The 21,280-nt window shown below is 69.4% G+C and carries 22 protein-coding genes and 1 pseudogene; 10 read left to right on the top strand and 13 right to left on the bottom strand.

Annotation, left to right across the window (positions count from 1 at the left end):
* Nucleotides 1–29 precede the first annotated feature (29 nt).
* From AB0L53_RS28485 to AB0L53_RS28455, 7 genes are all read right to left on the bottom strand, one after another.
* On the bottom strand, nucleotides 30–860 hold the full coding sequence (locus AB0L53_RS28485) for a helix-turn-helix transcriptional regulator (protein ID WP_363999904.1): 831 nt from the start codon (nucleotides 858–860) through the stop codon (nucleotides 30–32).
* A gap of 66 nt (nucleotides 861–926) precedes the next feature.
* Nucleotides 927–1,601, bottom strand: a complete 675-nt coding sequence (locus AB0L53_RS28480; protein ID WP_363999901.1) for a permease-like cell division protein FtsX — start codon at nucleotides 1,599–1,601, stop codon at nucleotides 927–929.
* Complete coding sequence (locus AB0L53_RS28475) at nucleotides 1,598–2,101, bottom strand: sigma-70 family RNA polymerase sigma factor (RefSeq protein ID WP_363999898.1); 504 nt, start codon at nucleotides 2,099–2,101, stop codon at nucleotides 1,598–1,600. The genes AB0L53_RS28480 and AB0L53_RS28475 overlap by 4 nt, the downstream gene beginning before the upstream one ends.
* 203 nt (nucleotides 2,102–2,304) lie before the next feature.
* The gene (locus AB0L53_RS28470; protein ID WP_363999895.1) at nucleotides 2,305–2,997 is read right to left on the bottom strand and encodes an HAD hydrolase-like protein; all 693 of its coding nucleotides are present in this window, start codon (nucleotides 2,995–2,997) and stop codon (nucleotides 2,305–2,307) included.
* 89 nt (nucleotides 2,998–3,086) lie between these two features.
* Nucleotides 3,087–3,227 carry a hypothetical protein gene (locus AB0L53_RS28465; protein ID WP_363999892.1) on the bottom strand — a complete coding sequence of 47 codons (141 nt, stop codon included), beginning with the start codon at nucleotides 3,225–3,227 and terminating at the stop codon, nucleotides 3,087–3,089.
* 183 nt (nucleotides 3,228–3,410) lie between these two features.
* Nucleotides 3,411–3,608 (bottom strand): hypothetical protein, encoded by a 198-nt coding sequence (locus AB0L53_RS28460; RefSeq protein ID WP_357961263.1) that lies wholly within the window; start codon nucleotides 3,606–3,608, stop codon nucleotides 3,411–3,413.
* A gap of 130 nt (nucleotides 3,609–3,738) precedes the next feature.
* The gene (locus tag AB0L53_RS28455; RefSeq protein ID WP_363999889.1) at nucleotides 3,739–4,293 is read right to left on the bottom strand and encodes an isochorismatase family cysteine hydrolase; all 555 of its coding nucleotides are present in this window, start codon (nucleotides 4,291–4,293) and stop codon (nucleotides 3,739–3,741) included.
* Nucleotides 4,294–4,387: 94 nt separating this feature from the next.
* Between AB0L53_RS28455 and AB0L53_RS28450 the strand changes: the two genes are divergently transcribed.
* On the top strand, nucleotides 4,388–4,981 hold the full coding sequence (locus AB0L53_RS28450; RefSeq protein ID WP_363999886.1) for a DinB family protein: 594 nt from the start codon (nucleotides 4,388–4,390) through the stop codon (nucleotides 4,979–4,981).
* Nucleotides 4,982–5,112: 131 nt separating this feature from the next.
* Here the strand turns inward: AB0L53_RS28450 and ald are convergent, their stop codons facing one another.
* Complete coding sequence (ald, locus tag AB0L53_RS28445; RefSeq protein WP_363999883.1) at nucleotides 5,113–6,234, bottom strand: alanine dehydrogenase; 1,122 nt, start codon at nucleotides 6,232–6,234, stop codon at nucleotides 5,113–5,115.
* A gap of 221 nt (nucleotides 6,235–6,455) precedes the next feature.
* Here ald and AB0L53_RS28440 point away from each other — a divergent pair, with 221 nt between their 5' ends.
* On the top strand, nucleotides 6,456–7,484 hold the full coding sequence (locus AB0L53_RS28440) for an excalibur calcium-binding domain-containing protein (protein WP_363999880.1): 1,029 nt from the start codon (nucleotides 6,456–6,458) through the stop codon (nucleotides 7,482–7,484).
* Nucleotides 7,485–7,499: 15 nt separating this feature from the next.
* Here the strand turns inward: AB0L53_RS28440 and AB0L53_RS28435 are convergent, their stop codons facing one another.
* The 3 genes from AB0L53_RS28435 to AB0L53_RS28425 form a co-directional block, all read right to left on the bottom strand.
* Nucleotides 7,500–8,885 carry an NCS2 family permease gene (locus AB0L53_RS28435; RefSeq protein ID WP_363999878.1) on the bottom strand — a complete coding sequence of 462 codons (1,386 nt, stop codon included), beginning with the start codon at nucleotides 8,883–8,885 and terminating at the stop codon, nucleotides 7,500–7,502.
* Nucleotides 8,886–8,971: 86 nt separating this feature from the next.
* The gene (locus tag AB0L53_RS28430; RefSeq protein WP_363999876.1) at nucleotides 8,972–9,202 is read right to left on the bottom strand and encodes an EF-hand domain-containing protein; all 231 of its coding nucleotides are present in this window, start codon (nucleotides 9,200–9,202) and stop codon (nucleotides 8,972–8,974) included.
* Nucleotides 9,186–11,399 carry a molybdopterin cofactor-binding domain-containing protein gene (locus AB0L53_RS28425; protein WP_363999874.1) on the bottom strand — a complete coding sequence of 738 codons (2,214 nt, stop codon included), beginning with the start codon at nucleotides 11,397–11,399 and terminating at the stop codon, nucleotides 9,186–9,188. Before AB0L53_RS28425 ends, AB0L53_RS28430 begins: the two co-directional genes overlap by 17 nt.
* Nucleotides 11,400–11,492: 93 nt before the next feature.
* Here AB0L53_RS28425 and AB0L53_RS28420 point away from each other — a divergent pair, with 93 nt between their 5' ends.
* The 5 genes from AB0L53_RS28420 to AB0L53_RS28400 all read left to right on the top strand — a co-directional run bounded on the left by AB0L53_RS28420 (nucleotide 11,493) and on the right by AB0L53_RS28400 (nucleotide 17,900).
* The gene (locus AB0L53_RS28420) at nucleotides 11,493–13,100 is read left to right on the top strand and encodes a helix-turn-helix domain-containing protein (protein ID WP_363999872.1); all 1,608 of its coding nucleotides are present in this window, start codon (nucleotides 11,493–11,495) and stop codon (nucleotides 13,098–13,100) included.
* A 264-nt stretch (nucleotides 13,101–13,364) separates the two neighbouring features.
* On the top strand, nucleotides 13,365–14,648 hold the full coding sequence (locus tag AB0L53_RS28415) for a helix-turn-helix transcriptional regulator (RefSeq protein WP_363999869.1): 1,284 nt from the start codon (nucleotides 13,365–13,367) through the stop codon (nucleotides 14,646–14,648).
* 44 nt (nucleotides 14,649–14,692) lie between these two features.
* Entirely contained in the window at nucleotides 14,693–15,328 is a 636-nt protein-coding gene (locus AB0L53_RS28410; protein WP_363999866.1) for a copper resistance CopC family protein, read from the top strand.
* Complete coding sequence (locus AB0L53_RS28405; protein WP_363999863.1) at nucleotides 15,325–17,301, top strand: cytochrome c oxidase assembly protein; 1,977 nt, start codon at nucleotides 15,325–15,327, stop codon at nucleotides 17,299–17,301. The genes AB0L53_RS28410 and AB0L53_RS28405 overlap by 4 nt, the downstream gene beginning before the upstream one ends.
* A gap of 209 nt (nucleotides 17,302–17,510) precedes the next feature.
* A complete protein-coding gene (locus tag AB0L53_RS28400; RefSeq protein ID WP_363999861.1) occupies nucleotides 17,511–17,900 on the top strand; it encodes a hypothetical protein in 390 nt (129 codons plus the stop codon).
* Here the strand turns inward: AB0L53_RS28400 and map are convergent.
* Nucleotides 17,887–18,735 (bottom strand): type I methionyl aminopeptidase, encoded by an 849-nt coding sequence (gene map / locus AB0L53_RS28395; RefSeq protein ID WP_363999858.1) that lies wholly within the window; start codon nucleotides 18,733–18,735, stop codon nucleotides 17,887–17,889. The genes AB0L53_RS28400 and map overlap by 14 nt on opposite strands.
* 32 nt (nucleotides 18,736–18,767) lie before the next feature.
* On the opposite strand from map, the gene AB0L53_RS28390 reads away from it, so the two are divergent.
* Nucleotides 18,768–18,944, top strand: coding sequence for a hypothetical protein (locus AB0L53_RS28390; RefSeq protein WP_358450280.1), 177 nt, complete (start codon nucleotides 18,768–18,770; stop codon nucleotides 18,942–18,944).
* Nucleotides 18,945–18,974: 30 nt separating this feature from the next.
* Here the strand turns inward: AB0L53_RS28390 and AB0L53_RS28385 are convergent, their stop codons facing one another.
* Nucleotides 18,975–20,303: a S41 family peptidase gene (locus tag AB0L53_RS28385; protein WP_363999855.1), complete on the bottom strand. Its 1,329-nt coding sequence runs from the start codon at nucleotides 20,301–20,303 to the stop codon at nucleotides 18,975–18,977.
* An 88-nt stretch (nucleotides 20,304–20,391) separates the two neighbouring features.
* On the opposite strand from AB0L53_RS28385, the gene AB0L53_RS28380 reads away from it, so the two are divergent.
* Nucleotides 20,392–21,045 (top strand): response regulator transcription factor, encoded by a 654-nt coding sequence (locus AB0L53_RS28380; RefSeq protein ID WP_363999851.1) that lies wholly within the window; start codon nucleotides 20,392–20,394, stop codon nucleotides 21,043–21,045.
* Nucleotides 21,042–21,280, top strand: a pseudogene (locus tag AB0L53_RS28375) (hypothetical protein); the annotation flags it as partial. The gene AB0L53_RS28380 and the pseudogene AB0L53_RS28375, both read left to right, overlap by 4 nt.

Genomic DNA, 21,280 nt, shown 5'->3' with positions numbered 1-21,280 from the left:
GGGAAGGCTTTCGGGAAGGCAGTGTCAGCTCATCCTGGGTGTGCCACCACCAGGCTTTCGACCTTCTGCTTGGTGTCGGTGTCGGGATGCGGTGTGTGCAGCACCACGTTGAGGTCCGTACGATCCGGCAGCCGGAACAGCGAGTACTCGAAGGTGAGGTTCCCGGCTTCGGGGTGGGTGATCGCCTTGATCCCCTGGGAGCGGGAGCGTACGTCCGGCCGGGCCCACAACTCGGCGAACTCCGCACTGGCGCCGCACAGCTCTTCGGCGATCTGCCCGAAGACCGGATCGTCGTGATAGCGGGCCGCGCTGGCACGGAAGTCGGCCACCATGTCCGGGGCGAACTCGTGCCATTCGGTGAACCTGCCGCGGTAGATCGGGTGGGTGAAGAACGCCACCATGCAGTTCCGGACATCGTCGTCGAATCCGAACACCCACCTGGCCGCGTCGTTCATGGCCACCAGGTTGTAGTGCCGATCCAGTACGTGCGCCGGATTGGGCATCCATGCCTCCAGCACCGCACGCAACTGCTCGCTCACCGGCGCACCCGGCCGGCCTGCGGGGTCCGGTGGATTCAGCCCGGCGAGCACGTACAGGTGCGCCCGCTCCGCCTCGTCAAGCTTCAGCACGCGGGCGACGGCATCCAGCACGGCATCGGAGACCTTGATGTCGCGTCCCTGCTCCAACCAGGTGTACCAGGACACTCCCACCCCGGCGAGCACTGCCACCTCTTCCCGGCGCAGTCCCGGAGTACGGCGGCGCCCTCCGGCGGGCATGCCGACGTCGGCGGGGGAAAGAGCTTCCCGCTTGGCACGCAGGAACTCTTTGAGCTGGTCACGGCGGTCTGGACTGGCAGTCACGAACACACCCTAGGCGACTGCAGAACCGGCTTCCGACTGCCGCTGGCAGGCGCGGTGAGGACGGCTTCACTCTGCTGGCCGGCTTGTGGATAGCGGTGGCGTCTGCGGAGCAGGAACCTGTTTGAAGGCGTTCGAGACCCCGGGCATGCGTTTCGCCCTGCTGATCACTGGACTGAAGTCCGCGCCGGTCTCCATGGTGACGAGAAACGACGCGTTCATGTCCTTGATCCCTACGTCCGGCATTTGAGGAGCGAATTTGCGGAATCTGGCCAGTGCGCCGGCCTGGTCCTCGAAGGTGACGCGCACGACCCCTGGTAGTTCGCCCAGCCTTCTCTGGACGTTCGCCCTTTGCGGTTCGGTGATCGCCTTGCCCCTGCCCGGCGGGTCGGCCATGATGCCTCCGCACGCGGGCCATGGGGAGTCCTGCTTGCACAGAAAGACCCTGACTCCCAGCTCTTTCGAGCTCATCAGAACGAACTGGCGCAGGCTCGCCGCACTGACGTCATGATCCGTCGCGGCAGTGTGATCCGGTGACGGGGCAGCCCTGGGCGCCAGTGCGACCGCGGCCACGATGCCGGCGAGGGCGACAGGTGCGGCCACGGCCACAAGCCGCAGCCGGAAGGAGAAGTCGCGACGGCGACGGGTGGCGAAGGCGCGCGCGAGGTCGGCTTCGCGGCGGCGCTGGTAGGCGTCCTCGGTGCTGGGGCGCAAGGAGGTGATCAGGCCGTTGAGGTCGTTCATGACTGCTCCAGGAACGTCGGCTGGGCAAGGTTGAGCGCGTGGGTGAGACGGCGCCGGGCGCGGTGCAGTCGCACGTTGAAGGTGCGAGCCGAGCAACCGGCGATCTTCGCGGCCTCAGCCGGCGTGAGCCCGTACCAGCTGGCCAGCAGTACGGCCTCGGCATCGAACTCGGATAGCTCCGCGAGCGCTGTCAGCGCTGCCTGCCGCTCGGCCACCTGCTCGGCCACGTCGTCAGCGGGGGCGAGTTCGGCGAGCCGGGCGACCAGGCTGTGCCTGCGGGCGGTGGTGCGGCGTTGCGTCCGTACCAAGTTGCGAGCCACGCTGAGCAGCCACGGCAGCGGCGGCTCCGGTAGGCGGCCGAGTTTTCGCCACGCGATCACAAAGGTCTCACTGGCGATGTCCTCGGCCGTCTCCTGATCGGCTCGCAGCAGCACGTAGCTGAGCACGCTGCGGTAGTGCTTCTCATACAGCGCGGTGAGTCGCGCCTTTGAATCGTCCACGCCTGGTAATGACCTCAACAGCCCCTTGATTACCTGTCCAGGGAGAAACGATCTCTGGATTCCCCTTCCGCTGTTCTTGGTATGTGTGATCTCAGCGATGAAACTGGGCAGGCACACGTCCCCCGACACCTGCTGACCACTGTGGGGTACGCGCTTCCGGCCACTGGCTGAGCCCGAGCAAGACCCCTGCCTTTACAGCAGCCTCAGTGACCCCGCGCTGGACGTGGCGAAGGCGGAGCTTCTTCCAGGTGGGTTATGGCGTCGACCATTTCAGGGAACGTGTCGATGAACGCGTCGACACGATGTGCGTCGAACTCCGTGCGCTGCCTGAGGCCGCTCTGCATGCAGGCGATGAAGCGCAAGCCGGCTCCGTTGGCCGCCTGCGCGTCACCGGGGGAGTCGCCCACGTACAGGCATTGGCGGGGCTCCAGTCCGGTGGTGGTCAGAAGTTCGTCGAAGGCGCGGCCGTCGGGCTTGCTGAAGCGCATGTTGCCCGCATGGTAGACAGCGGCGAGCCGGCCGGTGAGCGCATGGTCCGGGGCCAGGAGGTGCGCCACCTCCGCTTCGGTGCGTGAGGTCAGCAGCATGAGGCTGCGTCCTGCGGCGGCAAGCTCATCGAGCGCCCGGAGGTTCTCCGGTGCGACGACATCCAGCCGCCCGGCCACCACGTACTCCCGGAGCACCGCCTGATGGACAGGGGCGAAGGCCGTGAGGTCAAGGCCGGGCGAGCGCTGTGGCATCGCTTCGAGCAAGGGCTGCCCCCATGTGGACAGGTGCACGGCTCGGGGCATCGGCTCGCGGCCGATGCGCGCCAAAACCTCGTTTTCCAGCTCGAAACACACCGCCTCGGTGAGGCAGAGCGTGTCGTCCACATCAATCACTACGGCGCGGATCACGTCCGCAAACATAACGGCGCGCGGGCGGCTTGGGCCGACCCGCGTGAGCGCGTACCGCCATCGTGAGGACCGCAGACAGCGCAGGACCGTCAGGCTTGCAGGTAGCGCAGGACGGCGAGTACGCGGCGGTGGTCGTTGTCCGATGGAGACAGGTCGAGCTTGGTGAAGATCTGCGGGCAGATCGGCGGTGAGCTGTCATGTACCTGTCGGGCAAGAAGTGCCCCATCCAACACGCCACCACGTACCTGACCGACCTGAGACTGCCCAAGCCGGGCACCATCTGCCCGGCCGAATGACAGGCCATCGACGACGTCGACAGGAATCGGCCACCCAATCGGCACCACCGCGAGACGTGCGGAAGCGCCCGTCCAGTCGCACAGGTTGAATCTCCGGCGTTCGCACCGGAGAGCGCGTCAAGGGTCGACGGTCTCCTCGGAGGTGCGGTGGTCGATCCGTAGATCGGGGGTTGATTCCGCGTACTCCTCGCGGGCGTCGGAGTCGGCGAGGATGCTTGCCGCCTGCTTCTCGGTGTCGTCGCTTCCTGCTGCCTGTTCCTCGGGCAGCAGGTGCTCGGCGCGTCGTCGTATCCGCTCTGCCATGGGCTCGTGCATCACCCCGGCGTACCCGCCGGGGTGTCAGGGAAACAGCTTCGGATCACTGGCCGCCAGGACCCAGGTGTCGGTGAAGCAACCGCGAATCACTTGGCCGTCGGCACGCAGGTGCCAGGGAAGTGGTCTCGGATCACTTGGTCGTCGCTACCCACTCGGCCACGGTGGTGACGTCCGCCTGGCCGGGGAACACCTTTTCCACGAGCACCCGGTGCACCTCGGGGTCGGAGTCGAGGCAGGCGTCGGACAGGACGGTGAGCTGGAAGTCCAGGTCGGCCGCTTGGCGCAGGGTGGACAGCACGACGCCGCTCGTGGCGATGCCGGTGAGGACCAGGTGATCGATCTCGCCTGCCCGCAGGACCATGTCGAGGTCGCTGCCGGCGAAGGCGCTGACCCGCTTCTTCGTGACGACGACGTCGCCAGGCTCTGGTGCCACGTCCGGATGGATCTCCATGGCCTGCTCGTTTCCGGCGATTCCCCCCATGCGGGCGATCGCGCCGAACATCTTGTTGCGCGGACTGATCTCCGCATATCCGGGACGGAACCCGACGGCCGCGTAGATCGCCGGGAGGCCGGCGGCCCGGGCGGCGTCGATCGCCTCGCGCAGGCGCGGCAGGTAGGCGGGGTCCGGGTAGCGGTCCACGATGACCCGTTGGACATCCATCACCAGGAGAGCGGTCTTGGCCACTGTCGTCCTTCCGTGAGTTGCAGCGATTTGCCGGACTTGCTGACCATGAGTCTAGGGACCGTTAATAAGTTGTCGGTCTCCAGGCGCATCACCCATGATGGCGGCCATGGCAACGACACGACGAGCCGACATGTTCACAGCGGACGGCAAGCCATCTGACGACGACCCACGTGAGAACGGGCCAACGTTGGGCGACGAGCGCGCCACGCTGATCGAAAACCTGCGCTGCGCACGCCTCACCTTGGAGATGAAATGCGCGGATCTCGACGCGGAGGCCATGGCGCGGCGGGCCGTTGAGCCGTCGACGATGTCGCTCCTGGGCCTGGTGCGGCACCTGGCCGAGGTAGAGCGTGGGACGTTCCGGGTGCTGATGGCCGGACAGGACGTCCCCAGGCTGTTCACCTCCGAGAGCGACCGTGACGGTGATTTCGACGGCGCTGTCGCCGACCCCAAGGTCGTAGCGGAGGCGTGGGAGGCATGGCGTGCGGAGGTGGACTTCGCCGAGCGGTTCTTGGCCGAGGCGCCCAGTCTCGACCTCACCGCCGACGATGCCGCGAATCAGCATGGCAGTGGTGGAGGGTTGATGTCGCTGCGCGAGGCGGCGATGGGAATGATCTGGGAGTATGCCCGACACATGGGTCACGCCGACCTGCTGCGCGAGCGCATCGACGGCCGTATAGGTCAGTAGTCGTTGGTAATCGCCGCGGGAGTGTGACCCTGGTCCAGGAGGTCGGGGCGCTCCAGTGGTGGACCATGAGGATCGCCAGGCCGGTGTCGAAGGAGTCGTCCGGCACCGCGAGGTGCTCGGCGGTCGCCTCGTCATGCTCGGGTCAGTACGTCTTCCAATGGCGTCCATGCCAACCCGTGGGCCTCCGCCACCGGCCGGCTGGTCAGGCGGCCCTCGTGCGTGCTCAGCCCCAGCGCGAGCGCCCGGTCCTGGCGCATGGCCGGTGCCCAGCCCCGGTCTGCGATGGCCAGGGCGTACGGGAGCGTGACGTTCGTCAGGGCGAACGTCGAGGTGTACGGGACCGCGCCCGGCATGTTGGCCACGCAGTAGAAGATCGACTCGTGCACCTGGTACGTCGGCTCCGCGTGCGTGGTGGGCCGGGAGTCCTCGAAGCAGCCGCCCTGGTCGATCGAGATGTCGACCAGCACGGAGCCGGGCTTCATCCGGCTGACGAGCTCATTGGTCACCAGCTTGGGCGCCTTCGCGCCGGGCACCAGGACCGCGCCGATGACCAGGTCGGCCTCGCGTACGGCGCTCTCGATCTCCAGGGTGTTGGAGGCGACCGTCTGGCAGTGCCCCTGGTAGATCATGTCGGCCTGGCGGAGTTTGTCGATGTTCTTGTCGAGGAGGAGCACCTCGGCCTGCATGCCGAGCGCGATGGCGGCGGCGTTCATGCCCGACACGCCCGCGCCGATCACCACGACGTGGGCCGCGCGCACACCTGACACGCCGCCCATCAGCACGCCTCTGCCGCCCTGCGAGCGCATCAGATGGTACGCGCCGACCTGCGGCGCGAGCCGCCCCGCGACCTCCGACATGGGGGCGAGCAGGGGGAGGGCGCCGTTCGGCGTCTGTACGGTCTCGTAGGCGACCCCGGTGACGCCCGAGTCGAGCATCGCCTTGGTGCAGGCCCGGGAGGCGGCCAGATGGAGGTAGGTGAACAGGATCTGGCCCTTGCGCATCCGGTGGTATTCCTCGGCGATCGGCTCCTTCACCTTCAGCACCAGGTCGCTCTCGGCCCAGACGTCGTCGACCTGGTCGAGTATGACGGCACCGGCCGCCGCGAAGTCGGCGTCGGGGATCGACGAGCCGAGGCCCGCCTCGTGCTCGACGTGGACCTGGTGGCCGTGCCGTACCAGTTCGTGGACGCCCGCGGGGGTGAGCGCGACGCGGTATTCATTGTCCTTGACCTCGCGGGGAACGCCGACCTTCATCGAGACTCCTTGAGCGTGGAAACCCCTGCCCTCAGGCGGGGGAGAATCACGGCCGCACCTTCTTCCTGGCTGCCGTGAGGATCCATCGACAATCTGTAGCTCTTTCTCCAATCTTCCCCATTTCTTGCTGGACGATGAGGATTGTTCGCCTGATTACCCCGCTACAGCCGGTCCTCGATAGGCTCACCCGCAGCCCGAACGTCAGGATGGGGTCGCCAACGATGGAGAAGCCGGAAGAGCCGCCACCCGCGGAGCCCGGAGAGCCCGGAGAACCCAAGGCCAGCAGATTCACCACCATCGTGTTGATCGTCTCGCTGGTGATCGTCGTGCTCATCTCCGGCGTGCTGGGGACGGTCGCCGTCCTGATGACCAGAAGCCCCGACGCGCCGATCCTGGGGGGCGTCCCGCCGCAGCGGCTGGCGACGCCGATCCACTTCGCGCCGGTCAGAGACACCAAGCCGGCGCCGTGCCCGGGTATCACGGCCGTGCTCGACAAGGAGCAGACCACCTGTTACCTGCTGGAGGACGGGGTCACGGTCAACGCCGTACAGCGGATCGAGGCCGTACGCGAGAAGGACGGCACCTACTCGGTGCGCATCGCGATCGCGCCCGCGTTCAAGCAGAAGGTGTCGGACCTCATCGACGAGCTGGTGACCGACCAGCGGCAGGTGGCGGTCGTCCTGGTGCCCAAGACCGTTCTGGCGGCACCGATCGTCACGCAGCCCATGGACGGCGACAGCCTGAGCATCGTGGGCTTCGACAAGGCGGCGGCCGAGGCCCTGGCCGCGAGTCTGCTCGGCTCCTCGCCGTCGCCCGGAGCACCGACCGGCGGAGCGCCGACCGGCGGAGCGCCGACCGGCGGAGCGCCGACCGGCGGAGCGCCGACCAACGGAGCGCCGACCGACGCCGCCCCGACCGCGGGGGTACCGACGGGTGGAGCGCCAACGGGTGGAGCCCCAACGGGTGGAGCGCCGACCGGTGGAGCGCCGACCACCACAGGCCAGGCCCCCACGGGCACTACGGGCACGACGGGCGTGCCCAACGCGGGAGCGCCGACCTCAGGCGCCTCCGCCCCGGCCAGCCGTGCCACCTCTCCCGTCCGGGGCAGCCTGGACCCCCACTACGCGAGCTGCAAGGCGGCCGTCGCCGCCGGCGACGGCCCGTACACCAAGGGCGTCCACCCCGAGTACGCCTGGTACCCCGACCTCGACAAGAACAACGTGGCCTGCAACACCGCCGACATCCGCTGACACCCACCCAAACAACTACCCGAACAGCTCCTCCAGCGCGGTGATCCCGAAATAGGCCAGGAAGATCAGCGAGACCACCCACAGCAGCCACGGAATCTCGGCGAACTTCCCCCGAGCCGCCTTGATCAGCGTGTAGGAGATCACCCCGGCCCCCACCCCGTTCGTGATCGAGTACGTGAACGGCATCAGCGCGATCGTCAGGAACGCGGGCACGGCCAGCTCCAGGTCCTCCCAGGGCACGTTCCTGCTCTGCGTCATCATCAGCGCCCCGACCAGCACCAGCGCGGGCGCCGCCGCGGCCGCGGGCACCATCCCGGCCAGCGGTGTGAACAGCAGGGCCAGGCCCAGCAGCGCCCCGGTCACCACGCTGGCCAGCCCGGTCCTGGCCCCCTCGCCCACGCCGGCGGCCGACTCGACGAAGACGGTGTTCGCCGACGAGCTGGTCGCACCGCCGATCATGCCCGCGACCCCGTCCACGGTCAGGATCGCGCCCAGCCGCGGCACCCGCCCCTGCTCGTCCACCAGCCCGGCCTCGTCGCTGACGCCGATGATCGTGCCCATCGCGTCGAAGAACCCGGACAGAATCAGCGTGAACAGCACCACGGCCGCCGTCAGCGCCCCCGCGCTCACGAACCCGCCGAACAGGTCGAACCGTCCCACCAGCCCGAAGTCGGGTGCCGCGACCAGCGACGCAGGCACCCGGGGTGTCACCACGCCCCAGGTCTTGGGGTCGATGGTGGCCAGTGAGTTCACGACCACGGCCAGGACAGTAGTCACCGCGATGCTGATGAGGATGGCCGCCGGGGTCCTGCGTACGTACAGGACGATCATCAGGAGCAGCCCGAAGCAGAACACCGTGACCGGCCAGCCCGCCAGGTGCCCGGTCGCGCCGAGCTGCACGGGCGTGCCGGAGCCCGCCGCCACGAAGCCCGCGTCGACCAGGCCGATCAGCGCGATGAACAGCCCGATCCCCACGCTGATCGCGTGCTTGAGCGCCAGCGGGATCGCGTTCATGATCAGGGTACGCAGGCCCGTCACGGCCAGGATGACGATCGCGAGTCCTTCGAGGACGACCAGGCCCATCGCCTGGGCCCAGGTCATGTGGGGCGCGGCCTGGTAGGCCACCACCGCGTTCAGGCCGAGCCCGGCCGCCAGCCCGAACGGCGCGTTGCCGATGAAGGCCATGAGCAGCGTCGAGACGGCCGCCGCCAAGGCGGTCGAGGTGGTGAGCTGGACGATCGAGAGCCTGGCGCCGGTGACGTCACGGGCCCCGGCCAGGATGATCGGGTTGAGCAGGATGATGTAGGCCATCGCCATGAATGTGGTGATGCCGCCGCGCACCTCGCGTCCGGCCGTCGTCGACCGGCCGGAGAGCTCGAAGAACCTGTCGAGCACGGCCATTCCCCCTCGCGATCAAGGGGGAGTGCCGGGTGCCCTACCCGGCCGGGAACGTGATCATCCCTCCGGCCGGTCCCACACGGCGCCGATCACGCCTCGTGCTTGCCGCCGCCCACCAGGCCGACGAACTCCTCCAGGCCGATCCGGCCGTCGCCGTCCTTGTCGATGGCGTCGATGAACGCGCTGATCTCCGCGTCGGTGACGCCGTGCCCGCCGAGGGCCGCGTTGACCTGCCTGATCTCGCTGGTCGACAGCAGGCCGTCACCGTCGGTGTCGTACCGCTCGAACTCTGCCTTGGCCGCGTCACGTGCGCTGGTCATCGGATTCCTCCCCGTAGTCGATCCGCCCATTAACCAAGGCGATATCTTCCGGTCTGATGGGAACGCGCGTCAACCGCAGTCCGGTCGCCGCCCGCACCGCCGCCGCGATGGCGGGCGTGGACGAGAGTGTGGGCGGCTCACCCGCGCCACGCAACCCGTACGGAGCGGCGGGGTCGGGATTTTCCAGGATCTTCAGCGCCATCGGCGGCATGTCGAGAATGGTGGGAATCAGGTAGTCGGTGAACGACGGGTTCAGCAGTCGCCCGTCACGCATCTGGATCTCCTCCATCAGCGCCAGCCCGAGCCCCTGCGCCGAGCCGCCGTGGATCTGGCCCTCCAGCGCCTGCGGGTTCATGATCCGTCCCACATCCTGTACGGCCGCCAGCTCGACCACCTTGACCAGGCCCAGCTCGACGTCCACGTCCACCACGGCCCGGTGCACGCACAGGGCGAGCTGGGTGTGCGAGTCACCCTGCCCGGTCTCGGGGTCCATCGGGAACGTGGGCCGGTGCCGATACTCCCGCGTCTCCTCGATCGTCCCGTACTTCTCCAGCGCCTCCCTGGCCGGCAGCCCCTCGAAGCGCGCCCGAACGGCCTCGCAGGCCGCCTTCACCGCCCCGCCGGTGACGTACGACTGCCGCGAGGCCGACGACGAGCCCGCCGAGCCCACCGTGGTGTCGGCCGTCGCCACGGTCACGTTCTCGACGCCGAGCTCGGTCCTGGCGATCTGGGCCTGGATCGTCACCAGGCCCTGGCCGACCTCGGCCGCCGCGGTGTGCACGGTGACGTGCGGCTCGCCGCCGATCAGCTCGGCCCGGACCCGGGCCGTCGAGTAGTCGTCGAAGCCTTCGGAGAAGCAGATGTTCTTGATGCCCACGCCGTACCCGACGCCTCGCCGTACGGACTCGCCGTGGGTGGTCTGCGAGACACCGCCCGGCAGCGCGCGCAGATCGGACTCCCGGGAGGGCGGCAGGGGCATCGCGGCCAGGTCGCGGAGCATGCCGGCCAGCGGCGCGGGTGAGTCGATGATCTGCCCGGTGACCAGGGACGAGCCCTGCGAAACCGCGTTGCGCACCCGGATCTCGACCGGCGACAGGCCGCACGCCTCGGCCAGGAGATCCATCTGCGACTCGTACGCGTAGCACGCCTGCACCGCGCCGAACCCGCGCATCGCCCCGCACGGCGGGTTGTTGGTGTAGACGCCGGTGGCGTCGATCCGGACGTTCGGCACCTCGTACGGGCCGGCGCCGAGCGAGGCGGCGTTGCCGACGACGGCGGGGGAGGAGGAGCAGTACGCGCCGCCGTCGAGCAGGATGTCGGCCTTGACGTAGACGAGCTTGCCGTCACGGGTGGCGCCGTGCTCGTAGCGCATCCAGGCGGGGTGGCGGTGTACGTGGCCGTAGAACGACTCCTCGCGGTTGTAGACGATCTTCACGGGACGGTTCAGCCGGAGCGCCAGCATGCAGGCGTGCGCCTGCATCGACAGGTCCTCGCGGGCGCCGAACGCGCCGCCGACGCCCGACAGCGTCAGCCGTACCTTCTCCGGCGGCAGCCCGAGGCAGGGGGCGAGCTGGTCGCGGTCCACGTGCAGCCACTGGGTGGCGATGTACAGGTCCACGCCGCCGTCCTCGGCGGGGACGGCCAGGCCGGACTCGGGGCCGAGGAACGCCTGGTCCTGCATGCCGACCTCGTACTCGGCCGACACCACGACGTCCGCCTCGAAGGTGTCGCCCACCCGCACCGGCTGATGTCGTACGAAATTTCGGGACTCACGGGGGTCTGTTACGGCGGGACGGGGCTCGTACTCGACCACGATCGCCGCCGCGGCCCTGCGCGCGGTCTCCGGGTGGTCGGCGGCCACCAGCGCGACCGGCTCGCCCTGGTAGCGGACCTGGTCGATGGCCAGCACGGGCTGGTCCTTTAGCTCCAGGCCGTAGAACTTCTCGCCGGGCACGTCCTCGTGCGTCAGCACCGTGAACACCCCGGGCATCGCCAGCGCGGGCCCCACGTCGATCGAGCGGATCCACGCAGAGACATGCGGGCTGCGCAGCGTCACGCCCCACGCCATGCCATCGAGCCACAGGTCGGAGGCGTAGGCGAACTCGCCCGTCACCTTCAGTGTGGCGTCCGGCCGCTGGGCGCTCTCACCCACGCCCATGGACTCGAGCCGCCGCGTCTCGCTCGACGTTTCGGTCATTCTCCGAGTAGAGCACCAGCGTGGCGGCGGTCCTATGCGTGTGACGTTAAATCCCGGTCAGAGCTTGGCGGGCCGACTTGTATATTCCTCCAAGTGCGCATCAGTGACCTGCTGGCCATCGGCGAGCTGCGCCTCAGGCTCCTGACCGGCGACCCGGCCACGGAGTTCACCGGCGTGCACATCACCGACCTGCCCGAGCCGGGGCGCTACCTGTCGGGCGGCGAGCTGGTGCTCACGGGGATGATGTGGCGCACGTCACCGGACGACGCGACCCGCTTCGTCGCCGCGCTGGCAGAGGCCGGGGTGGCCGCGCTCGGCGCGGGGCAGGCGTGGCTCGGTCATGTTCCGGAAGACCTCGTGGCGGCGTGCGCGGCGGCCGGGCTGACGCTCGTGGAGGTGCCCACCGAGGTCTCCTTCCGTACGCTCGCGGAGCTCGTCGTGCCCCGCCTGTCCGGCGACGCGCGCGACGCGCTCGGCCGTCACCGCAGGCTGCTCACCGCCGTGGCCGAGGGCGCCGCGCTGCCTGAGCTGTTCGCGCTGACCGCCGCGGAGCTGGGCGTCACGGGCGCCGTCGTCTCCGCCTCCGGCCGGGTGATCGTGGGTTCCGCCGAGGATCCGGTACGACTGGCCCGCGCGTACCTGACGGCGTCCCGGCTGCCCTGCCGCGTCGGCGAGCACACGATCTTCAGCGTCGGGCGTGGCCACCGGGCCGCGGGCTGGGTGCTGGCCTGCGACGGCGACCTGCTGGACCGGCCCGACCTCGGCTACGAGCTGGCGGCCTGCGTCGCGGTCGAGCACAGCCGGATAGAGGAGGGGCGCCGGGTCGAACGGCGGCTGGCCGAGCAGCTCGTCACGGCCGCGCTGGCGGAGGCGGGCCCGGCCGAGCTGGACGCCAGGCTCCGCACCTGCGGGCTCGACGCCGCCGAGCCGTACGCGATCGTGAACGCCACCGTCCTCACGGCGGGCCGGCCAGGTGATCCGGATGCGGCGATGTTGGGTGGGCAGGCCGTGGAGGAGCTGCTGAACCGCGAGATCGTCGCCGCGGTACTGACGGAAGGCGCGGTACAGACGGAAGGCGCGGTACAGACGGAAGGCGCGGTACAGACGGAAGGCGCGGTACAGACGGAAGGCGCAGCACGGGCGAAAGGCACGGTGCGGGCGGAAGACGCGGTACGGACCGACGGCGCGGTGGGGTTGGTGCCGCTGCGGGGCTCGACCGTGAGCGGGGTGGCCGAGCGGCTGAGCGCCGGGGCGGAGGTGCTGTCCGCGCTGCCCGGCACGCGGATCTGCGTCGGACTGAGCGGCGCGCTCACCGGCGCGGCGGCCGTGAAGGGCGGGGTCAAGGAGGCCGGGCACGCCCGGCGGCTGGCGGAGGTGCGCGGCGGCGGGGTGGTGACGAGTGACGAGATCTACACGCACGCCCTCCTGCTGGCCACGACCCCTGGCGACGTGCGGCGCTCGTTCGCCGATCGGTTGCTCGGGCCGCTGCTCGACTACGACGGGCGGCACCAGTCGGAGCTGGTGCGTACGCTCGGCACGTTCCTCGACTGCGCCGGCTCATGGAACGCGTGCGCGGAGCGGATGCACGTGCACGTCAACACTGTCCGTTACCGGATCAAGCGGGTGGAGGAGCTGACCGGCCGCGATCTGTCGACGATGACAGACCGGGTCGACTTCTTCCTGGCCCTCCGGGCAGGCTGAAAGCGATTACGACAAGCGGCACGGTGATCACGCTGAGTTGCTGATGGCATCATCCGGTTAAGCGGCCAATGATCACCTAGCAGCATATTGGGACATCAAAGCTGACAGCAGGAGACGATTGGGCGTTCGCAGTCGTAGCATTGCTTCCTGCGACCAGTACGGTCGCAGCCATGGCAGCAAGTGCGGACAAGATAAGACGCATACGCATGTGGGGTCTCCCTCGCCTATGGGTAGAGCGTTTCATCATCTCAAGGAGCGGCGACTGTGACCACATCTGACCTGGTCGGACTCCGTATTAAGACGGTTCGGCGACAGCGTGGCCTGTCGCAGGCGCAACTTGCGCACCCCGAACTCTCGGATAGCTACGTCTCCTTGATTGAGAGTGGCAAGCGTACCCCGACTCCCGCCGTCCTGGAGTTGCTGGCTCAGAAGCTGGACTGCTCGCTCTCCTATCTGGTCAACGGCGTGACGGCCGAGCAGATGGAGGACATCGAACTCGCCCTCGGCTACGCGCGGCTGGCCCTGGAGAACGGTGAAGTCTCCGAGGCCCGCACCCGCTTCGCCGAGCTGATGGCGAACAATAACCTGACAGGTCTCACGTCTCTACGTCAAGACACCGAATTCGGGCTCGCCCTGGCCACCGAGGCATGCGGTGACCTTGCCGGAGCCATCGCCATCCTCGATCGGATCAACGAGGAGGACATCCCGGCCGACCGCCGCATCGAGGTGTCCATCGCCCTGTGCCGTCTCTATCACAGGAGCGACAGGCTGACCGAGGCCGTCGCGATCGGTGAAGGCATTCTGGGCGGCGCGAGCCGGCCGGCCTGGTCCGACCTGACCATCGAGCTGGGCGCCACCCTGCTGGGCGCGTACATGTTGCGCGGGGATCTGCTGCGCGCCCGCCAGTTCGCCGCCGAGCTGCTGAACGCGGCCGACCTGCTCGGCACGCCGAGATCGACGGTCGCCGCCTGCTGGAATGCCGCCGTCGTCGCCGAGACCACCGGACACGGCGAGGAGGCCCTGGGCTTCGCCGAGCGGGCGCTGGCCGTCCAGTCGGAGTACGGTCAGCCGCGCAACCTCGCCAGGATGCGCAACGCGTACGCCGCGCTGCTGCTCAGGGTCAGGCCGTCGGCCCGCAAGGAGGCCCGCCAGCTGCTCATCAAGGCCGACCAGGAACTGGCCCAGTCTTCCGCCAGCACGGCCGACCGCGCCGGCTGCCTGGTGGAGCTCGGCCGCGCCGAGATCCTCGACGGCAACTATGAGCAGGCGATCAGGTACGTGCGGGCCGGCACCGAGTTGCTGCCCGAGACCGCCAAGACCCTGGGCGCCGAGCTGCGCCTCATGCTCAGCCGCACCTACGGTGGGGTCGGCAGGTTCGGCGAGGCGCAGCATGAGCTCGACATCGTGCGCCAGTGGATCAGCCCGCTGCCCGACACCGGCAAGGTCGCCTCCACCTGGTACGCCGCCGCCGAGACCATGGAGCAGCTGGGCGACGCCGACAACGCCGTGAAGGCCTACCAGCGCGCGCTGGCCTGCGCGGGCCTGTAGCGAGGTCGGGACCGGGCGGCGACGTCGGTAGCCTTGGGGATGTCATGAAGAGATCCCCGTTCGCGGCTCTCACCGCGTTCATCGCCGCCCTGGTCCTGCTGGGCACCGCCGGACCGGCCCTGGCCCACGATGCTCTCAAGAGCAGCGACCCGGCCAAGGGCGCCACCGTCGAGTCCGTCGACGAAGTCAAGCTCGAATTCACCTCGGGCGTGCGCATCCCGGTCGTGGTCGTCCGCGGCGCCGAAGGCACCGCTCACCAGAGCGGCGATCCCCGTGCCGACGGCAAGGTGGTGACGCAGGAGCTCAAGGGCGCGTTGCCCGATGGGAAATACACGATCGCCTACCGCGTCGTCTCCTCCGACGGGCACCCGATCGAGGGCGAGATCCCGTTCACGGTCAAGGGGGCGCCCTCGCCCTCGCCCTCGCCGAGTGCGCCGTCGCCGAGCGCGCAGCCGCAGGCGCCCGTCACAGAGGCTCCGGCAGCCCAAACCCAGGCCCAGGCCCCGGCTTCGGCCGTGCCGGCCGATCAGGCGGGGGCCGCCTCGACGTCGTTCCCCGTGTGGCTGATCGTCGTGGTCGGCGCGCTCGTCGGCGTCGGCATCGGCTTCCTGCTCAGCGCGCGGAACAAGAAGCCGACCGGGCCGCGTACAGATTCGCCCAGAGACGAGAAGAAACCGTGACCAGGGCCGCGCGTCTCGCGCTCGCGGCGGTGGGGGCGGCGCTCGTCGCCCTGGTGATCGCCATGGTCGCCGGCGGCGCGGCGTTCCCCCGGATCATCGCCGGCCTGCCCGATGCCGGGCCGATCACCCGATGGGGGCTGCCGGTCTCCAAGCTGTGGATGGACGCGGCCGGCGTGGTCACCATCGGCCTGCTGCTGACCGCCGCCCTCCTGCTGCCCAACGACAAGGGCCTGCTGGGCAAGACCGCGCTCGGCTACGTCAAGGCCGCCTCCTGGAGCGCGCTGTCCTGGGCCGCCGCCGCGTTCGCCGCGATCATGTTCGGGGCGGCCGACTTCTTCGCCCGTCCGGTCACCGAGATCTTCGAGTCCAACTACCTGACCGGCTTCGCCACCCAGTTCGGCCAGGGCATCGCGCTGACGCTCGTGGTGCTGTTCGGGGTGGCGATCGCGCTGTTCTCGCGCGGTGCCATCACCGCCGGGGCCGCGGCCGGTCTGCTGGTGCTCGCGCTGGCCACGCTGCTGCCGCCCGCGCTCACCGGTCACTCCTCCTCCTCGCCCAACCACGACCTGGCCACCTCGGGGCTGGCGCTGCACCTGCTCACGCTGTCGCTGTGGGTGGGCGGCCTCGCCGTGGTGGCCCTGCACGCCGTACGGAAGCTGCCGCAGCTGGAGATCGCGGCGGCCAGGTTCTCCAGGCTCGCCCTGTGGTGCTACATCGGGGTCGGCGCGTCCGGGGTGTTCAGCGTGCTCGCCCGGCTGACCTCGGTCTCCGATCTCTGGACGTCGGCGTACGGCGTGCTGATCGTGGCGAAGATCATCGCGTTCGTCCTGCTCGGCTACGTGGGCTGGTGGCACCGGCAGCGCACACTGGCCGGGATGGGCGCCGGCCGCCATGGCGCGTTCACCCGGCTGGCCTGCGGTGAGCTGCTGCTCATGGCCGCCACCATGGGCCTGGCCGTCGTCCTCTCACGCACCGCGCCGCCGCCGGTCAGCGTGCCCGCCGACCGGGCCTTCGACCTGCTCGGGTTCCCGATGCCGCCGCCGATCACGATCGGCAACCTGGCCTCGCTGTGGTGGCTCGACCTGTTCTTCGCGGTGGTCGCCGCCGTCCTGGGCGGCCTCTACGCCGCCGGGGTCATCAGGTTGATGCGGCGCGGCGACAGCTGGTCGTGGGGCCGCACCGCCGCCTGGTTCGGCGGGGTGGCGCTGCTGGTCGTGGCCACCCAGAGCGGTGTGGCCCGCTACGCCAAGGTCATGTTCGACGTGCACATGGTCGAGCACATGACGCTCTCCATGGTCGTGCCCATCCTCCTGGTCCTCGGCGGTCCCGTCACGCTGGCGCTGCGCGCGCTCAGGCCGGCCGCCAAGCGCGGTGACCGGGGGCCGCGCGAGTGGCTGACGACGATCCTGCACAGCGGGTTCGTCAAGGTCGTCGGCCATCCGGGCATCGCGACGGCCATCTTCATCGCCTCGACGTACGCGCTGTACTTCACGCCGCTGTTCGAGTCGGCAATGGAGGAACACCTCGGGCACATCTTCATGACCCTGCACTTCCTGCTCAGTGGCTCGCTGTTCTTCTGGGCGATCATCGGGGTCGACCCGGCTCCGCACCGCCTGCCGTACGTGGGCAAGTTGCTGGTCCTCTTCGTCACCATGCCCTTCCACGCGTTCTTCGGCGTCGCGCTGATGATGACCGGCACCGTGCTGGCCTCCGGCTGGTACGACCAGCTCGGCCGTACGTGGGGCGGCCCACTGCTGGAGGAGCAGCAGAACGGTGGCGCGATCGCCTGGGGGTTCGGCGAGATCCCGACCCTGATGGTGCTGCTGGCGATCGCCATGCAGTGGTACCAGGACGACGAGCGGCAGGCACGGCGGGCGGACCGCAAGGCCGATCGCGGCGGCGCGGGCGACCCCGAACTTGCCTCCTACAACGCCTATCTCGCCAAGCTCAACAGAAGTGACAGGGCCGAGTAGCCGTTCGGCCACGGCCTTCTATCCTCCCCCGCGCGTAACCGAACCGCCGGGTAGCCTTGCTCGCAGGGGAGACGGGCATAACCTCATGAGCTGTGTGCGTAAGGCCCGAGGGGGGGAAATGCGCGCACGCGCATGGGGACATCGGTATGGGGGCCGGTGTGTGCCCCATGTGCTCAGAGAGGCGATCAGAGTTGTCGAAAGAGACGCGCATGCGCGGGGGGCAAAGCCTGGCGGAGGCGCTGGAGACCTACTTGACGGAGTGGTCGGAGCGCACGGGCATCGCCGTCGAGACGTGGGCGCTGCCCTCGACCGACGTGCCGTCCCGCATTGGGGCGGGCGTGCTGGCCGCCATGCGGGAGGCCCTCGGCAATGTCGAGGCGCACAGCGGCGCGAGCCTTGTCTCCGTCGCGGTGACCTCGGGCAGGGACGGCCTCCGGATGACGATCCGCGATCATGGCCGGGGCTTCACCACGCTCAGAGCGGGCCGCGGCATCGCGCGGATGCGGGCCACGTTCACCGAACTAGGCGGGAGCCTGTCGGTCACCGGCACGCAGGGCGAGGGCACCACTGTCAGCGGCGTGGTGCCTAGGCGAGGGTGAGGATCTCACTGCCCGTGTCGGTCACCACGATCGTGTGCTCGAACTGAGCCGTGCGTTTGCGGTCCTTGGTCACGGCGGTCCACTTGTCGGGCCAGATGTCGTAGTCGATCGTGCCCAGCGTCAGCATCGGTTCGATGGTGAACGTCATCCCCGGCACCAGTTCGACCCGCAGCGACGGGTCCTCGTAGTGCGGCACCATCAGGCCCGAGTGGAAGGTGGTGCCGATGCCGTGCCCGGTGAAGTCGCGCACCACCCCATAGCCGAACCGCTTGGCGTACGCCTCGATGACCCGGCCCACCACGTTGAGCTGCCGGCCCGGCGCGACCGCCTTGATCGCCCGCATCATCGCCTCGCGGGTGCGCTCCACCAGCAGCCGTGACTCCTCGTCGACCTCGCCCACCAGGTAGGTGGCGTCGGTGTCGCCGTGGACGCCGCCGATGAAGGCGGTGATGTCGACGTTGACGATGTCGCCGTCGCGCAGCACGGTGTCATCGGGGATGCCGTGGCAGATCACCTCGTTGATCGACGTGCACAGCGACTTGGGGTAGCCCTTGTAGCCGAGCGTGCTCGGGTAGGCGCCGTGCTCGACAAGGAACTCGTGGCCGATCCGGTCCAGCTCGTCGGTCGTGACACCGGGCTGGATGTGCTTGGCGACCTCGGCCATCGCCTGCGCCGCGATCCGGCCGGCCACACGCATCCGCTCGATCGTCTCCGGGGTCTTGACGTCGGATTCGCCGGTCTTGGGATGCTTCTTGCCGACGTACTCCGGCCGCTGGATGTGCGCGGGGACCTTTCGAATGGGCGAAACTCGCCCTGGCTGGAGCAATGTCGTCATGAAAGGCAAGTCTACGGGGCAGGATTGATCCCGTGAGCGATGGCCAGTGGTGGTTCTGCCTCAAGCACATGCGCGTCGAGCCCGAACAGGGCTGCCCCAACAAGGACCGGATGGGCCCCTACGAGAGCGAGCAAGAGGCGGCCGGCGCCCTGCAGCGCGCCGCCGACCGCAACAAGGCGTGGGACGAGGCCGACGAGGACGAGGACTAGGCCGCAGATCCTACGTCCGGGCTCGCGGATCTACAGCGACGCGAGCGCTTTCGCCACGCCCGGGTCACGGCCGGTGGCCAGGTCAAGGGCGGTCATCGGCGCGTAGTGGTCGACCGCTACACCGATCGTGTCGATGATCTCGCGGGCGGGCCCGAGGTGCCGGACCTTGGGCAGCAGCAGGAGGCTGCCGTCGTCGAGGAGGTAGCCTTCGGCGGGGCCGGAGATGGCTCCCGCGGTGCGGGTCCCGATGAGGGTGCCCAGTCCGTTGTCCTTGACGGCCGCGCTGAAGTCCTCGCAGGCCGAGGCGCAGGCCCGGTCGGTCAGGACGACGAGGCGCAGGCCGAGCAGCGGGACGCTGTCGTCGGTCCGGTTGGGCACGCAGTCTCCCTGGAGCGGGCAGAAGTAGCTGGTGACCTTGCCGTGGGCGAAGGCGCCGAGCAGCCGCGTCACCTCACGGGGCGACCCGCCGCCGTTGCCGCGCAGGTCGAGGACCACCGCCTTCGGTTTGCCCTGGAGCTTGGCGATGACCTGGTCGGCGGCGCCTTCGAAGAACCCGGGCAGCTGGATGTACGCGACGCCGCCGGGAAGCGTCTTCGACGTCACCCCCGGAGGCTGCACCGTGATGGGGCCCTCCTTGAGATCGATGGTGCGGGTCCGTCCCGTCGTAGGGCGCTTGAGCGTGAGCGTTACCGTGTCGGCGGCGAAGGCGTTGACGATGCTCTGGTTCGCGGTGTTCCCGATGAACGCCGGCATGCCGTTGACCTTGACGATGATGTCGCCGGGCCTGATGTCGGCCTTGGCGGCGGGGCTGCCGGGCAGGACGCGGGTGATGAACAACGGCGGCTTGGCGGCCGGGTCGAGCTGCGGGCCCTGCGCGGCTGACACGCCCACGATGCCCGTTCCGGTCGGCCCCCCTTCCGGCGGGGGAGTCGGCCGGACCGCGCGGGCATGGTTGTCGTGCAGTCCGGCGATCATCCCGGTGATCGCGGCGCGCAGCGCGGACACGTCACCGGCCCCGAGGACTTGCGCGAAGGCGGCCCAGTCGGTGTCGCGGTTCCCGGTCAGTTCGGGCAGCCGGAGGTCGGCCCGGTCGGCGTCGCGCCGCATCAGGTCCTGGGTGTAGGCGGCGAAAGCGCTCTTCAGCAGGGCCTTCGGATCCATGGCCGGACCGCTGTAGTAATGGTCCAGCACACAGAAGTAAGCCTGCCGGAGGGTGTTCACCGAGGTGGGTGGCGCCGATTGCGGCGGTGGCGACGTGGCGGCGGCGCAGCGGTCGTCTGAGGCGGCGGCCGGCGAGGACGCGGGCGCGGCCAGGGCGCAGGCCGCCGTCAGCACGGCGGTGCAGAGGAGTCTGATCATGGCCGCCAGCGTGACGGGAAGCGGATTGCACGGCCGTGAACGGATCCGTTAACGCCGCTGTTACCCCGATTCGGGTACGAACGTCGACATGCGGGTGCTGGTGGCCGAAGACGAACGCGATCTGGCCGATCTCGTGGCGGTGGGGTTGCGCCGCCACGCCATGGCCGTCGACGTGGTGTACGACGGGGCCACCGCGGCGGAGCGGCTGGCGGTGAGCGACTACGACGTCCTCGTGCTGGACCGGGACCTGCCCGGGATACACGGTGACCTCGTGTGCCGTGAGCTGGTGGCGCGCGGCAGCCGTACGCGGATCCTGATGATGACGGCGGCCGCGGCGGTGCCGGAGCGGGTGGCCGGTCTCGGGATGGGGGCCGACGACTACCTGCCCAAGCCGTTCGACTACGCCGAGCTGGTCGCCCGGGTGCGGGCGCTGGGGCGGCGCAGCCAGGCGCAGGTGCCGCCGGTGCTGACGCGGCACGGGATCGTGCTCGACGCCCACCGGCTGCAGGCCTCGCGGGACGGGCGGCATCTGCACCTGTCGCTCAAGGAATTCGCCGTCCTTGAGGTGCTGATGAGGGCGGACGGCGCGGTCGTGAGCTCTGAACGGCTGCTCGAAGAAGCGTGGGACGAGAACGTGGACCCGTTCACGACGGTGGTGCGGGTGGTGATCAGCCGCTTACGCGCGAAGCTGGGCGAACCGGCCTGCATCCAGACGGTTCCCGGCGCGGGATACGTGTTGTGACGACGGTCCGGGTACGGCTCACGCTGATCTACTCCGGATTGTTCCTGCTGACCTCGACCGTGCTGCTGATCACGGTCAACCTGCTGCTGAGCCAGGCGCTGTACAGGGGGATCTCGCGGATCCAGGGGGCGCCCGGGGCGCCCCCCGCGCCGCCGCCGACACAGCCCGCCCCTCTTCCCCCCGGGCGGCCCCCACCGGGGGGCCACGTGATCCACTATCACGGGGGGGGGTCCCC

Source organism: Nonomuraea sp. NPDC052129, from assembly GCF_040680095.1.
Taxonomy (GTDB): Bacteria; Actinomycetota; Actinomycetes; order Streptosporangiales; family Streptosporangiaceae; genus Nonomuraea.
The sequence above is the reverse complement of the archived record's forward strand: the minus strand, read 5'-3'. Positions and strand labels throughout refer to the sequence as shown.

Bases quoted from the DNA above. Each gene is read 5' to 3' on its own strand.
- AB0L53_RS28450 (WP_363999886.1), top strand. From the start codon at position 4,388: ATGATGGCGGCCATGGCAACGACACGACGAGCCGACATGTTCACAGCG.
- AB0L53_RS28385 (WP_363999855.1), bottom strand. From the start codon at position 20,303: ATGATCAGACTCCTCTGCACCGCCGTGCTGACGGCGGCCTGCGCCCTG.
- map (WP_363999858.1), bottom strand. From the start codon at position 18,735: ATGACGACATTGCTCCAGCCAGGGCGAGTTTCGCCCATTCGAAAGGTC.
- AB0L53_RS28380 (WP_363999851.1), top strand. From the start codon at position 20,392: ATGCGGGTGCTGGTGGCCGAAGACGAACGCGATCTGGCCGATCTCGTG.
- AB0L53_RS28425 (WP_363999874.1), bottom strand. From the start codon at position 11,399: ATGACCGAAACGTCGAGCGAGACGCGGCGGCTCGAGTCCATGGGCGTG.
- AB0L53_RS28410 (WP_363999866.1), top strand. From the start codon at position 14,693: ATGAAGAGATCCCCGTTCGCGGCTCTCACCGCGTTCATCGCCGCCCTG.
- AB0L53_RS28400 (WP_363999861.1), top strand. From the start codon at position 17,511: ATGCGCGGGGGGCAAAGCCTGGCGGAGGCGCTGGAGACCTACTTGACG.
- AB0L53_RS28430 (WP_363999876.1), bottom strand. From the start codon at position 9,202: ATGACCAGCGCACGTGACGCGGCCAAGGCAGAGTTCGAGCGGTACGAC.
- AB0L53_RS28435 (WP_363999878.1), bottom strand. From the start codon at position 8,885: ATGGCCGTGCTCGACAGGTTCTTCGAGCTCTCCGGCCGGTCGACGACG.
- AB0L53_RS28460 (WP_357961263.1), bottom strand. From the start codon at position 3,608: ATGCACGAGCCCATGGCAGAGCGGATACGACGACGCGCCGAGCACCTG.
- ald (WP_363999883.1), bottom strand. From the start codon at position 6,234: ATGAAGGTCGGCGTTCCCCGCGAGGTCAAGGACAATGAATACCGCGTC.
- AB0L53_RS28440 (WP_363999880.1), top strand. From the start codon at position 6,456: ATGGAGAAGCCGGAAGAGCCGCCACCCGCGGAGCCCGGAGAGCCCGGA.
- AB0L53_RS28480 (WP_363999901.1), bottom strand. From the start codon at position 1,601: ATGAACGACCTCAACGGCCTGATCACCTCCTTGCGCCCCAGCACCGAG.